The organism is Thioalkalivibrio sp. ALE10 (assembly GCF_000381385.1).
Taxonomy (GTDB): Bacteria; Pseudomonadota; Gammaproteobacteria; order Ectothiorhodospirales; family Ectothiorhodospiraceae; genus Thioalkalivibrio.
In genome coordinates, this window is sequence record NZ_KB906454.1 from 108985 (window position 1) to 122277 (window position 13293).

At 68.5% G+C, this 13293-nt stretch carries 8 protein-coding genes; all 8 read left to right on the forward strand.

Going from position 1 to position 13293, the window contains the following annotated elements; all coding sequences use genetic code 11:
- Window positions 1–7: 7 nt before the first annotated feature.
- Window positions 8–976, forward strand: coding sequence for a PstS family phosphate ABC transporter substrate-binding protein (locus F788_RS0109830; RefSeq protein ID WP_019590044.1), 969 nt, complete (start codon window positions 8–10; stop codon window positions 974–976).
- 191 nt (window positions 977–1167) lie between these two features.
- A complete protein-coding gene (locus F788_RS0109835; RefSeq protein ID WP_019590045.1) occupies window positions 1168–3438 on the forward strand; it encodes an ABC transporter permease subunit in 2271 nt (756 codons plus the stop codon).
- Window positions 3439–3447: 9 nt separating this feature from the next.
- Window positions 3448–5115, forward strand: coding sequence for a phosphate ABC transporter permease PstA (gene pstA, locus F788_RS0109840; protein WP_019590046.1), 1668 nt, complete (start codon window positions 3448–3450; stop codon window positions 5113–5115).
- A 495-nt stretch (window positions 5116–5610) separates the two neighbouring features.
- Window positions 5611–6438: a phosphate ABC transporter ATP-binding protein PstB gene (pstB, locus tag F788_RS0109845; RefSeq protein WP_018869558.1), complete on the forward strand. Its 828-nt coding sequence runs from the start codon at window positions 5611–5613 to the stop codon at window positions 6436–6438.
- A 13-nt stretch (window positions 6439–6451) separates the two neighbouring features.
- Window positions 6452–7174 carry a phosphate signaling complex protein PhoU gene (gene phoU, locus F788_RS0109850; RefSeq protein ID WP_019022135.1) on the forward strand — a complete coding sequence of 241 codons (723 nt, stop codon included), beginning with the start codon at window positions 6452–6454 and terminating at the stop codon, window positions 7172–7174.
- 235 nt (window positions 7175–7409) lie between these two features.
- Window positions 7410–8627 (forward strand): efflux RND transporter periplasmic adaptor subunit, encoded by a 1218-nt coding sequence (locus tag F788_RS0109855; RefSeq protein WP_019590047.1) that lies wholly within the window; start codon window positions 7410–7412, stop codon window positions 8625–8627.
- Window positions 8624–11695: an efflux RND transporter permease subunit gene (locus F788_RS0109860; protein ID WP_019590048.1), complete on the forward strand. Its 3072-nt coding sequence runs from the start codon at window positions 8624–8626 to the stop codon at window positions 11693–11695. The genes F788_RS0109855 and F788_RS0109860 overlap by 4 nt, the downstream gene beginning before the upstream one ends.
- Complete coding sequence (locus tag F788_RS0109865) at window positions 11682–13286, forward strand: TolC family protein (RefSeq protein ID WP_369772469.1); 1605 nt, start codon at window positions 11682–11684, stop codon at window positions 13284–13286. Before F788_RS0109860 ends, F788_RS0109865 begins: the two co-directional genes overlap by 14 nt.
- The last annotated feature ends 7 nt before the right edge of the window (window positions 13287–13293 follow it).

A 13293-nucleotide genomic window follows, 5' to 3' on the forward strand; every position in this document is an offset into this window, starting at 1 on the left:
GTGACCCATGCTGTTCAAGCGTACCGTTCTGGCCGCCGCCGCGGCCGCCGCCCTTGCCGTCACACCGGCGATGGCCGATGTTGACCCGGACCTGCCGGCCTACCAGACCGTCAGCGGCATCTCCGGCAACCTGTCCAGCGAAGGCTCGGACACCCTGAACAACCTGATGGCGCTGTGGGCCGAGGAGTTCCAGGACTTCTACCCCAACGTGAACATCCAGATCCAGGGTGCCGGCACCTCCACCGCCCCGCCCGCCCTGACCGAGGGCACCGCCGACTTCGGCCCGATGTCCCGCCAGCCGCGCGACAGCGAGCAGGCCTCGTTCGAAGAGCGGCACGGCTACGAGATGACCCTGGTGCCGGTGGCCATCGACTCCATCGCCGTGTTCGTGAACCGCGACAATCCGATCGAGGGGATGTCGATCGAACAGGTGGACGCGGCGTTCTCGTCCACCCGCCGCTGCGGCGGTGCCGAGGACATCAACCGCTGGGGCCAGCTCGGCCTGGAAGGCTCCTGGGCCAACCGCGACATCACCATCTACGGGCGTAACGCGGTCTCCGGCACCTACGGGTACTTCCGCCAGCACGCCCTGTGCGACGGTGACTTCAAGAATGCCGTGAACGAACAGCCGGGTTCCGCCTCGGTCGTCCAGGGTGTCGCCGAGTCCCTCAACGGCATCGGCTACTCCGGCATCGGCTACAACACCTCCGGTGTCCGCGCCATCGCCCTCGGCGAGAGCGAGGATGCCCTGTACGAGCCGACTGCCGAGAACGCCGCTTCCGGCGACTACCCCCTGTCGCGCTTCCTCTACGTCGCGGTCAACAACCACCCGGAAGACGGCCTCGCCCCGCGCCAGGCCGAGTTCCTGAAGATGGTGCTGTCGCAGGAAGGACAGGAGGTGGTCGTGCGTGACGGCTTCGTCCCGCTGCCCGAGACGGTCGCCAAGCGCCAGCGCGAGGCCCTCGGCCTCGAATAACCGGTGCACCTCCCGCAATGGGGAGGCATCAGGGCCCGGACAATGTCCGGGCCTTTTTCGTTTATGCCCCTGAGCACGAGCCGCTGCGCGTTCAAATGCCTGTCACCGCAGTGTCATCGGACTGTCACAACCCGCCCTTAGGATCCCTGCCAATGACCGTCACGCGCCCGTCGATATTTCAGGGGAACCGAATGCCCGGCACCATCGCGAACACCACTCTCGACCGCTTCCAGCGCTGGCGCCGCGCCAAGGACACCTCGGCCCGCTACCTGATCGGATTCTTCGGTCTGGCCGTGATCGGCGCCCTGACCCTGATGTTCGTCTACCTCCTGAGCGAAACCCTGCCGATGTTCCAGGGCGCCTCGCTGGAGGAACGCGCGGCCTACGATGCGCCCGGCGGGGCCGACACCGGGACCATCCACCTGGCGGTGAACCGGCATCGCGAAATGGCCGTGCGTCTGACCGAAGACCGTCGGGCGGTCTTCTTCCGCCCGTACAGCGGCGAGGTGGTACGCGAACAGCCGCTGCCGATACCGGATGACGTACAAGTCACCAGTTTCAGCATGGCCGAACCGCGCACGCGCCTGGTTGCGGCCGGCCTGGACAACGGCCAGGTGCTGGCCATCGAATACGAATACAACGAACGCTTCACGCCGCAGGGTCGCGAATACGATCCGGGCCTGGTGTACCCCCTGGGAGACGAGGATTCGGCGCTGCTGGACGTGGATTCCGAGGGCCGGGCCATCGACGTGGTCGGCATCCAGCGAGGTTCCAGCGGCGTGCGGGTGGCCGCAGCCACCGAGGACGGCGAGCTGCGGCTGGTCAACTTCGAGGAACGCACCTCGATGATGACCGGCGAGACCGAGGTCACCCGTTCGGCCCACGACCTGCCCTCCCTGCCCGAGGGCGCGACGCCAACCCGCATCCTGGTCGACATCACCGGGCGCAACCTGATGGTGGGCGACGACCGGGGCCGGCTGCATTTCTTCGACATCAGCACCCCGCGCAACGCCCGGCTCGTTGACAGCAAGCGCGTGGTGCGCGGGGACGATGCCAGGGTCACCTCGCTGGAATACATCCTGGGGACGGTTTCCGTCGTGGTCGGGGGCTCGGATGGCTCGGTCGCCCAGTACATGCTGGTGCGCGACGAAGACAACGTGAACCGCATCACCCGCGTCCGCGACTTCCCGCAACATGCCGATGCGGTCACCAACACCCAGCCGGAATACATCCGCAAGGGGTTCGCCACCACCGACGCCTCCGGCGCCCTGGCGGTCCATTACCCGACCTCGCAGCGCACCCTGCTCCAGCAGACGATCAGCGACCGTCCCCTCTACCGCGCGTACATCGACCCGCGCAATCGGATGCTGATCGCGATCGACGATGCCGAGACCTGGTTCGTGAACGACCTGTCCAACCCGCACCCGGAAGTCTCCTTCCACGTGCTGTGGCAAAAGGTCTGGTACGAGGGCCGTTCCGGCGGCGACTACGTGTGGCAGTCGTCATCCGCCACCGACGAATTCGAACCCAAGTTCTCGCTGGTGCCGCTGACCCTCGGCACGGTCAAGGCCGCCTTCTACGCCATGCTGTTCGCCACCCCGCTGGCCATCATGGGGGCGATCTACAGCGCATATTTCATGTCGAGCCGCATGCGCAGCCTGACCAAGCCCAGCATCGAACTGATGGAGGCCCTGCCGACCGTCATCCTGGGCTTTCTGGCGGGCCTGTGGCTGGCCCCGTTCATCGAGGCCAATCTGCCCGCGGTAGCCAGCATCCTGATCCTGCTCCCGCTGGCCATGCTGGTGATGGCCTTCGTCTGGACGCGGGTCCTGCCGGAGGGCGTACGCCGTGCGATCCCCGCAGGCTGGGAAGCCGCGATCCTGATCCCGGTGATCCTGCTGGTGGGCTGGTTCGCGGTGTTCATCAGCCCGCATCTGGAAATCTGGATGTTCAACGGGGATGCCCGCCAGTGGCTGACCGACGCCGGCTACACCTACGACCAGCGTAACGCCCTGGTGATCGGCATCGCGATGGGTTTCGCGGTAATCCCGACCATCTACTCGATCTCCGAGGATGCGGTATTCAACGTGCCCAAGCACCTGACCCAGGGCTCGCTCGCACTGGGCGCCACCCCCTGGCAGACGGTGGTGCGCGTGGTGCTGCTGACCGCCAGCCCGGGGATCTTCTCGGCGGTGATGATCGGCTTCGGCCGCGCCGTCGGCGAGACCATGATCGTGCTGATGGCGACCGGCAACTCGCCGGTGGTCAACTTCAACATCTTCGAGGGCATGCGCACGCTCTCCGCGAACATCGCGGTGGAGATGCCCGAGACCGCGGTGGGCGGCACCCATTACCGCATCCTGTTCCTGGCCGCGCTGGTCCTGTTCGCCCTCACCTTCACGGTGAACACCATCGCCGAGATCGTGCGCCAGCGCCTGCGGAACAAATACAGCACCCTGTAAGGAACAACGATGAAACACTGGTTCCAGTCCGGCACCCCGTGGATCTGGCTGAATGCCGGGGCAATCGCCGCCTCCCTGGTGATGGTCTTCGGGCTGATCACCATGATCGCGGTGAATGGCCTGTCGTTCTTCTGGCCGTCCGAGGTCATCGAGTTCGAATACCAGCCCGCGGCTGACAGTGAGCCCCGGGGCGTGATGGGCGAGCTCGCACGTTCGGAGACCATGACCGCCCAGGCCGCGCGGGAAGCCGGCTTTCAGGTGCCGGAGGGTCAGGAAATTGTCGTGCGCCACCTGATCAAGCGCGGCAACCGCGACCTGGATTCACGCGACTTCCGGTGGTATCTCGAAGACGCGATGTCCGAACGCCGCACCCCGCGCGACGCCGTGGTGCTGGAACGCCTGCAATGGGGTGACTTCTTCGGCTTCATCCGGGAATACCGCGAGGACGGCGAGACCGTGGCCGAAGGCGAAGCGGCACGCACCGCCTTCGAACAACGCATCCGGGAGACCCGCGATCTGGTGCAGCAGCTCGAACGCATCGAGCGGGTCGAGATCGGTCAGGTCAACCATCAGATGGAACGGGTGCGGCTCGACCGTCGCGGCCTCGAGCGGGATACCTCGCTGACGGAGGAACAACGCGCGCAGCGCCACCAGGAACTCGACGAGGAACAGGCGGCCCTGGACGCCCAATACGCCGAGCTGGAATCCGAACGCAACGCCCTGCGCGAAGAAGTCGCCCGCTACGCCATCGTGCTGGAGACCGCCGATGGCCAGCGCACCACCATCGCACTGTCGCAGATCGTGAACGCCTGGTGGCCGAACGACATGAGCACGGCCGCCAAGCTGCGCCACTACGTCGGCAGCTTCTGGGACTTCATGACCGGCTTCCCGCGCGAGGCGAATACCGAGGGCGGCATCCTGCCGGCGATCTTCGGCACCGTGCTGATGGTGATCCTGATGTCGATCGTGGTGACCCCGTTCGGCGTGCTCGCCGCGATCTACCTGCGCGAATACGCGAAACAGGGCCCGCTGGTGCGCATCATCCGCATCTCGGTGAACAACCTGGCCGGGGTACCGTCGATCGTGTTCGGGGTGTTCGGCCTGGGCTTCTTCGTGTACCTGATCGGCGGCAACATCGACCAGATCTTCTTCCAGGATGCCCTGCCCTCGCCCACGTTCGGCTCGCCGGCGATCATCTGGGCATCGCTGACGCTCGCCCTGCTGACCCTGCCGGTGGTGATCGTCTCTACCGAGGAGGGCCTGACGCGGATCGGCAGCAGCGTACGCCACGGTTCCCTGTCGCTGGGCGCCACCAAGGCCGAGACCCTGTGGCGTCTGATCGTGCCGCTGTCCGCGCCGGCCATGATGACCGGCCTGATCCTCGCGGTGGCGCGGGCCGCCGGCGAGGTCGCACCGCTGATGCTGGTGGGCGTGGTCAAGCTCGCGCCCAACCTGCCGGTGGACGGCACTTTCCCCTATCTGCACCTGGACCGTGCGTTCATGCACCTCGGGTACCACATCTACGACGTGGGCTTCAAAAGCCCGAACGTCGAGGCCGGCCGGCCGCTGGTCTACGCGACCGCGCTGGTCCTGGTGCTGCTGATCATCGTCCTGAACCTGACCGCCATCTCCATCCGCAACCATCTGCGCGAGAAATACCGCGCGGAAAGCGACTGAGACGGGCCATGTTCAACGTCTCTCTCAGGCACCGTCATTGCGAGGCCCCGCAGGGGCCGCAGCAACCTCGTGACGCAACCCCGACGTTCGCTCCAGTCGCCTGCGGCGTCCGCCCCGGAGATCGCCACGGCGCTGCGCGCCTCGCGATGACGCCTGGCTTTCCCCGTCATTGCGAGGCCCCGCAGGGGCCGCGGCAACCTCGTGACGCAACCCCGACGTTCGCTCCAGTCGCCTGCGGCGTCCGCCCCGGAGATCGCCACGGCGCTGCGCGCCTCGCGATGACGCCTGGCTTTCCCCGTCATTGCGAGGCCCCGCAGGGGCCGCGGCAACCTCGCGACGCAACCCCGACGTTCGCTCCAGTCGCCTGCGGCGGCGTCCGCCCCGGAGATCGCCACGCGCCTGCGGCGCTCGCGATGACGGTGCTTTTCCGGACCGCTGCCGCACGCTTCGCGCCGACGCGATGTGTCGAACCCCATTCCCCATGGAGTACCCGAAATGAGTGACACCCGGACCCACGCCGTCAACCTGCCCCAGGAGCAGGCCCCGCGCGACCTGAACATCGATCGCGAAGACATCTGCCTGACCGCAGAAGACCTGAAGCTATACTACGGCGACGACCAGGCGCTCAAGGGGATCGACATCCGCATCCCGAAGAACCGGATCACCGCCTTTATCGGCCCGTCCGGCTGTGGCAAATCCACCTTCCTGCGCTGCTTCAACCGCATGAACGACCTGATCGACGCCGCCCGCATCGAGGGCACCATTCGCCTCGACGGCGAGGACATCTACGGCGCCGATGTCGACGTGCCCGAGCTGCGCCGCCGCGTGGGCATGGTGTTCCAGAAACCCAACCCCTTCCCCAAGTCGATCTACGAGAACGTGGCCTACGGCCTGCGCCTGCAGGGCGTGAAGAACCGGCGCCGGCTCGACGACGTGGTGGAAAAGTCGCTGCGCCGCGCGGCCCTGTGGGACGAGGTCAAGGACCGCCTGCACGAGAACGCCTTCGGCCTGTCCGGCGGCCAGCAACAGCGCCTGGTGATCGCCCGCGCCATCGCCATCGATCCCGAGGTACTGCTGCTGGACGAGCCCTGCTCGGCGCTGGACCCGCTGGCCACGCTGAAGATCGAAGAGCTCATGATCGAGCTCAAGAAGGACTACACGCTGGTCATCGTCACCCACAACATGCAGCAGGCCGCGCGCGTATCGGACTACACCGCCTTCATGTACATGGGCGAACTGATCGAATACGCCGACACCGACACCCTGTTCACCTCGCCCGCGAATAAGCAGACCGAGGACTACATCACCGGCCGCTTCGGCTGAGGAGCCCCACGCCATGGACAAGAGTTTCTTCAAGCAGCACATCTCCCAGCAGTTCAACGAGGAGCTGGAAGACATCATCAAGCGCGTGATGGAAATGGGCGGACTGGTGGAACAGCAGCTGGCCGATGCCGTGAACGCCATGGTCGAGGGTGACACCGAACAGGCCGAGACCGTGATTACCACCGACTACCGCATCAACGCGATGGAGGTGGAAATCGACGAGCAGTGCACGCACATCCTCGCCCGACGCCAGCCCACTGCCTCCGACCTGCGCCTGGTGATCGCCGTAATCAAGACCATCACCGACCTCGAGCGCATGGGCGACGAGGCCGAGCGCATCGGCCGCATGGGCCTGCATCTGCTCGAAGCCGACCGCCAGACCGCCCCGATGAGCGATCTCGCGGAAATGGGGGAACACGTGCGCCACATGACCCGTGGCGCGCTGGACGCCTTCGCCCGCATGGACACCGAGCAGGCGGTGCGGGTCGCCCAGCAGGACATCCAGATCGACAGCCTGTACGAATCCGTCACCCACAAACTGATGAAACAGATGACCGCCGCCCCCGACGCGGTCCCCCGCCTGATGGACATCGTCTGGGCCACCCGCTCCCTGGAACGCATCGGCGACCGCGCCCGCAACATCTGCGAATACGTCGTCTACTTCGTCAAGGGCAAGAACGTGCGCCACACCAGCTACGAACAGATGGCCGCCGAAGCCACCGGCGACCGGCGCTGACGCGCGTCGCGACCGGACCGTCGGGCACAGGCTGCGAGCCCCGCCCCCTCGCCGCTTGTGCCCGAGCCTGAGATTCGCCTGCACGGGCATCCATCGATCGTGACGGATTGATCGCGGCACGCGGGGCCACGTCGGCGTTACGTCGATCCCCGCACTCATCGGGTATTCACGGGACGTTCAGGGGGTGGCGGGCAAGGTACAATCCTGCCTCGTCCTCGTCCCTGCCCGGGTTGCCATGCGTCGTCTGTCCGTGATCCCTGTTCTGTTCGTGGCCCTGGCCGTGCTGGCCGTGGCCGTGTGGTGGTGGCCCGGCGGCGGCGATCCCGACGGCTCCGAGCGGCGTAGCGGGGGTGACGCACGGCCGGTAGCGGTGGTGACCGCCGAGGCCGAGCGCCGCGAGCTGGTCGAGCGCCGGCGCTTCACCGGCTCGCTGGAAGGCGGTGACCGGATCGAGATCACGCCCCGGCTCACCGGCCACGTGCGCGAGGTGGCGGTGGCACTGGGCGACCGGGTGGAACCCGGGGATCTGCTGCTGCGCCTGGATGCCGAGGAGTTCGAACAGGAACTGGAGCGTGCCGAGGCCGAGCTGGCGGTGGCCAAATCCGGGCTGGCCGAGGCTCGCGCCGGCGAGGCGGCCGCGCGTCGGGAGCTGGCTCGCACCCGCGACCTGCGGGAACAGGGGATTGCATCGTCCTCCGAGCTGGAGGCGGCCGAGACCGAACGGGAGCTGGCGGTCACCGCGGTGGCGCTGGCCGAGTCGCGCCTGCGGCAGAACCGCTCCGCCGTGCGTTCGGCGGCCATCCAGCTGGAATACACCCGGATTCACGCCGATCGCACCGACGACGGAGAACCCGGAGCCACCCGCTACGTGGCCGAACGCCAGGTCGATCGTGGCGCGCTGGTGGGCACCGGCGACACACTGCTGACGCTGGTCCGGCTGACCCCCATGCGCGCGGTGCTGTCCGTCACCGAGGGCGACTACGCCCGGCTGCAGCGGGGCATGCCCGTGGAGGTGACCACGCCGGCCTGGCCGGGGGAACGCTTCGACGGGGAAATCTCGCGCATCGCGCCGGAGTTCCGTCCGGGTTCGCGTCAGGCCCGTGTGGAGGTGGAGCTGCCCAATGACGACGAACGCCTGCGGCCGGGGATGTTCGCGGAACTGTCGGTGGAACTCGACCGGCATGCGGAAAGGCTCGCCATCCCCCGCGACGCGGTCATGCACCGCGAAGCCGGCGCGGTCATCTTCGTGGTCGAGGATGCCGGGGAAGACGGGGATGACGGACCGGTCGCCCGCCGCCACACGGTCACCACCGGGGTACGCGACGGCGATTTCATCGAACTGCGCGAACCCGAACTGGAACCCGGGACCCGGGTGGTGGTGCTGGGCCAGCATCTGCTGAGTGACGGCACCCCGCTGCGGATCCGCGACGACGCGCCGGGGTCCGGCCAGTGAATCCGGCGCAGTTCACGGTTCACCGCCCCGTGCTGACCAGCATGGTGGCGCTGATCGTGCTGGTGCTGGGGCTGTCCGCCCTCACCCGTTTGCCGGTCGCCCTGCTGCCGGACATCGCCCTGCCGGTGATGACCGTGAACACCTCGTGGTCGAACGCCGGCGCGGAGGAAGTGGAACAGCTGGTGACCCGGCCGATCGAACAGGCCGCGGCCGCGGTCACCGGGGTCGAGGAGATCCGCTCGACCTCGGCCGAGGGCAACTCGCGGGTGCGCATCACCCTCGCCTGGGGCAGCGACCTGCGCGCGGCGATGGATGACCTGCGCGACCGCATCGCGCGCATCGAAAGCAGCCTGCCGGACGACGCGGAGCGCCCGCGCGTGCGCCAGTTCGATACCGCGGATTCGCCCATCATGCTGCTGGGCGTGGCCAGCGGACTGGACGCGATCCACCTGCGCGGGCTGATCGACGACCGCATCGGCCCGCGCCTGGAGCGCCTGCCGGGGGTGGCCGCGGTGGACGTGCGCGGAGGACTTGAGCGCGAGGTCCGGGTGGAGGTCGAGCCGGACCGCCTGCGCGCACTGGATCTGGGGCTGGACGACATCCGCTCGCGCCTGACCGGGGCCAGCGTGATCGCGCCGGGCGGGCCGATCCGGGATGGCCGCCGCGAGTTCAACCTGCGCACCCCGGCCCAGTTCGAGGCGCTGGACGAGATCGGCGAGGTAGTGGTCCACCGCGACGAGGACGGCCGCACCCGCCTGCACCAGGTGGCCCGGGTGCTGGACACCCACGAACGCGAGACCCGCCGCTTCCGGGTGGATTTCGAGGACGGCGTGGTGCTGGCGATCCGCAAGCTGACCGACGCCAACACCGTCGAGGTCGCCGACCGAGTGCACGCCGAACTGCGCGCGATCAACCGTGATTTCCCGCAGGCAAGCATCAGCGCGGTCAGCGACGAGTCGGGATTCATCCGCAATTCCATCGCCAACGTCGGCCAGGCGATCCTCTACGGCTCGGCGCTGGCGATGCTGGTGCTGCTGCTGTTCCTGCGCAACCTGCGCTATACCCTGGTGGCCGCGACCGCGATCCCGCTGGCGGTGATCTCGACCTTCGCGCTGATCCATTTCGGCGGCCACAGCCTGAACCTGATGACCCTGGGCGGGCTGGCGCTGGGCGTGGGCCTGATCGTGGACAACTCCATCGTGGTGATGGAGAGCATCGCGCGGCGACGCGAACAGGTTCCCGACCTCGCGCCCACCACCGCGGCGGCCGAGGGCACCGGGCGCGTGGCACCGGCGATCGTCGCCTCCACCCTGACCACCCTGGCGATCTTCCTGCCGCTGTTCTTTGCGGAGGAGCTGGCCGGCCATCTGTTCCGGCCCCTGGCGGTGGTGGTGGCCTTTGCCCTGTTCGCCTCCCTGATCGTCGCGCTGACCCTGGTGCCGATGCTGATGGCGCGCATGCGCCGCCCCGCGTCCGCGCCGCGCATGCGCGAGCGCATGGAACGGGCCTATGCGCGGGCGCTGCGTCCGGCGCTGGATAATCCGTGGTCGGTGGTGGGCATCAGCCTGGCGCTGTTGATCATCGCGCTGGCGGGGCTGCGCGGAGTCGGCACCGAGTTCATGCCCGCCACCGACGAGGGCGAGATCCGCGTGAACCTGTCGATGGAGCCGGGCACGCCACTGGACGACCTGCAGACGGTGATGCTCGATCTGGAAGAGCAGGTCCGTGACGAGGTACCCGAACTGCAGCACCTGGTGAACAGTATCGGCGCCTCGGCCTTCCGCGCCTCGTCGCCGGCGGCCGCCAACATGCGCATCAATGTCGGCCCGCGCGATGCCCGCGAGCGCTCGTCCGAAGAGATTGCCGATGCCCTGCGCAGTGCGCTGGGCGATCCCCCCGGCGCGGAGATCCGCGTGCGGGCGCGCGGCGGAATCTTCTTCCGCGGCTTTGGTGGCGACGACGAGGAGAGCCTGGCGGTCGAGGTGCGCGGCTTCGATCTCGACACCATGCGCGCGGTTACCGAACGCTTCGAACAGGCACTGGACGACGTCCCCGGCATCACCGACACACGGGTCGCCGAGGACGGTGGCCAGCCGGAGTTCGCCACCCGCATCGACCGCAACCGGGCCGCCGACCTCGGCGTGGAAGTCGAGGCCATTGCGCAGACCCTGGAGACCGCCCTGGGTGGTACCCGTGCCGGGGCCCTGCGCACGGCCGGAGACGAGGTCCCGGTGCGGGTGCAGCTGCGCGACGCGGTCACCGCCACCCTGGATGACCTGCGCGACCTGACCCTGCGCAACGATGACGGCGACCGCGTGGCCCTGCGCAGCGTGGTCGACTTCGACCGGGCGATCGGGCCGGACTCGATCGAGCGCCGCGAACAGGCGCGGATCAGCACCCTGCACGCCAACATCGGCGGGCGTTCCCTGGGCGAGGTGGCCGCGGACGTGCGTGCGGCGCTGGAGGGGATCCCGCTGCCGGCGGAGATCGACTACTCGGTCACCGGCGACATCGAGGAACAGGAAGCCGCGTTCTCGGAGCTGCTGCTGGGCACCCTGCTGGCGGTGCTGCTGGTCTACATGGTGATGGCCAGCCTGTACGAATCGCTGCGTGACCCGCTGATCGTGATGTTCTCGGTGCCGCTGGCCATCATCGGGGTGGTCCTCGCGCTGCGGGTCACCGGCACCACCCTGAACGTGCAGTCGCTGATCGGTATCCTGCTGCTGGTGGGGATCGTGGTGAACAATGCCATCCTGCTGGTGGACCGCATGGCCCGGCGCCACCGCGCGGACGGCATGGAGCTCGTGCAGGCCGTCATCCCCGCCGCCGGGGAACGCCTGCGACCGATCCTGATGACCACCCTGACCACCATCCTCGCCCTGCTCCCGCTGGCCATTGGCGCGGGCGAAGGCGGCGAGGCGCAGGCACCGATGGCGCGGGTGGTGATCGGCGGCCTGCTGTCCTCCGCGCTGATCACGCTGTTCCTGATTCCGGCCCTTTATCTGCTGTTCTACCGCCGCTCGCAGCAACGACCGCCCGTTTATCGCATGGTGGATGCCCATGACTGATCGCCGCTCACCGTCCACGATGGTCGCCTTGCTCGCGGGTGCGGCCCTGGCCGGGCTGCTGGCCGCACCCGCCGCCTCCGCGCTGGAGCTCGATCTGCCGGACGAGGTACTGGCGGTGCCCGAAGGCGTCGCCCCGTCGGGCGGGACTCCCGCCGGCGATACCGGGAACCAGCTTCTTTTGACGCTGGAGGAAGCGGTGACCTCGGCGCTGGAGAACCACGCCGGGCTGCGCGCGGAACGCCTGCAGCCGGCGATCCAGGACACCTTTGTCGCCCAGGAGCAGGCGGTGTTCGACCCCGCACTGTTCGCCGAGGTGGAGACCGGCCGCGACCGCAGCGTGCGCCAGCTCGACCAGATCGGGGTCACCGACGAGGTGGTCTCGACCCGCCGCAGTGGTGAGGTCGGGCTGCGCCAGGAGCTGCCGACCGGCACCGAACTCACCCTGTCCGTGCGTAGTCAGCGCAGCGACAGCAACCGCGTGGACCAGGCGCAGTACACCGCGCGCGGCGGGGTCACCCTGACCCAGGCGCTGCTGCGCGGCGGACGCATCGAATCCAACCGGGTCCGGCTGGAACAGGCGGGGCTGGACGTGCGCGCCTCGGAACACGAGCTGCGCGGCTACGTGGAAGAACTGCTGAACGACGTGGAGGCGCGCTACTGGGATCTGGTCCTCGCCGGCCAGCGGGTCGGGATCTTCGAGGAGGCGCTGGAGGTGGCCGAACGCCAGCTGGCAGAGACCCGCGGCCGGATCCGCGCCGGCGACCTGCCGGAGACCGAGGAGGTGTCGGCGCGCGCCGAGGTCGCGCTGCGCCGCCAGGGGCTGATCGACGCCCGCAGCGATCGCGCGGTGGCACAGGACGCGCTCGCGCGCCGCATTCACGGCCAGGGCGGGTTGTGGGATACCCGGCTGGAGCCGGTCTCCGAGCCCGAGCTGGAGCGTTATTCCCTGGAGCCTATGGAGACCTGGGTGGCCCTGGCCCGGCACCACCGGCCCGACCTCAACGAGACGCGGGTGCGGGCCCGTCGCGACGAGCTGGAACTGGTGCGTACCCGCAACGGCCTGCTCCCACGGCTGGATTTTTTCGTGACCCTGGGCCAGTCGGGCTATGCCGACAGCCTTGCCTCCAGTGCCACCGGCGATGGCGGCTCCGGCTACGATCTGGCCGCCGGTCTGGAGTTCGAGCTGCCGATCGGGCAGCGCGCGGCGCAGGCCGAGCATCGCCGCGCGCGGCTGACCCGCCAGCAGGTCCACGAGACCCTGGCCAACCTGGAGCAGCTGGCGGTGGAGGACGTGCGCGCGGCCTGGTTCGAGGCCGCGCGCCTGCGCGAGCAGATCAACGCCCGCGAGGAGACGGTGAAGCTTCAGGAGGAACAGCTGCGCGTGGAGAAGGCCCGTTTCCGTGCCGGCACCGGCACCGCCCTCGCCCTGGCCCGGGCGCAGCGTGACCTGCTGGAAAGTCGCCTGGAGCGCACCGACAGCATCGTGGCCTTCCGCCAGGCCCGCACCGCCCTGCTGCAGGCCTCCGGGACCCTGCTGCACCACCGCGGGATCGAGGCCCCGGGCGGAGAACCGGAGCCCCTTGCCCCGTAGTGCCTGC

Bases quoted from the DNA above. Each gene is read 5' to 3' on its own strand.
- pstB (WP_018869558.1), top strand. From the start codon at position 5,611: ATGAGTGACACCCGGACCCACGCCGTCAACCTGCCCCAGGAGCAGGCC.
- F788_RS0109835 (WP_019590045.1), top strand. From the start codon at position 1,168: ATGCCCGGCACCATCGCGAACACCACTCTCGACCGCTTCCAGCGCTGG.
- F788_RS0109865 (WP_369772469.1), top strand. From the start codon at position 11,682: ATGCCCATGACTGATCGCCGCTCACCGTCCACGATGGTCGCCTTGCTC.
- F788_RS0109830 (WP_019590044.1), top strand. From the start codon at position 8: ATGCTGTTCAAGCGTACCGTTCTGGCCGCCGCCGCGGCCGCCGCCCTT.
- pstA (WP_019590046.1), top strand. From the start codon at position 3,448: ATGAAACACTGGTTCCAGTCCGGCACCCCGTGGATCTGGCTGAATGCC.
- phoU (WP_019022135.1), top strand. From the start codon at position 6,452: ATGGACAAGAGTTTCTTCAAGCAGCACATCTCCCAGCAGTTCAACGAG.
- F788_RS0109855 (WP_019590047.1), top strand. From the start codon at position 7,410: ATGCGTCGTCTGTCCGTGATCCCTGTTCTGTTCGTGGCCCTGGCCGTG.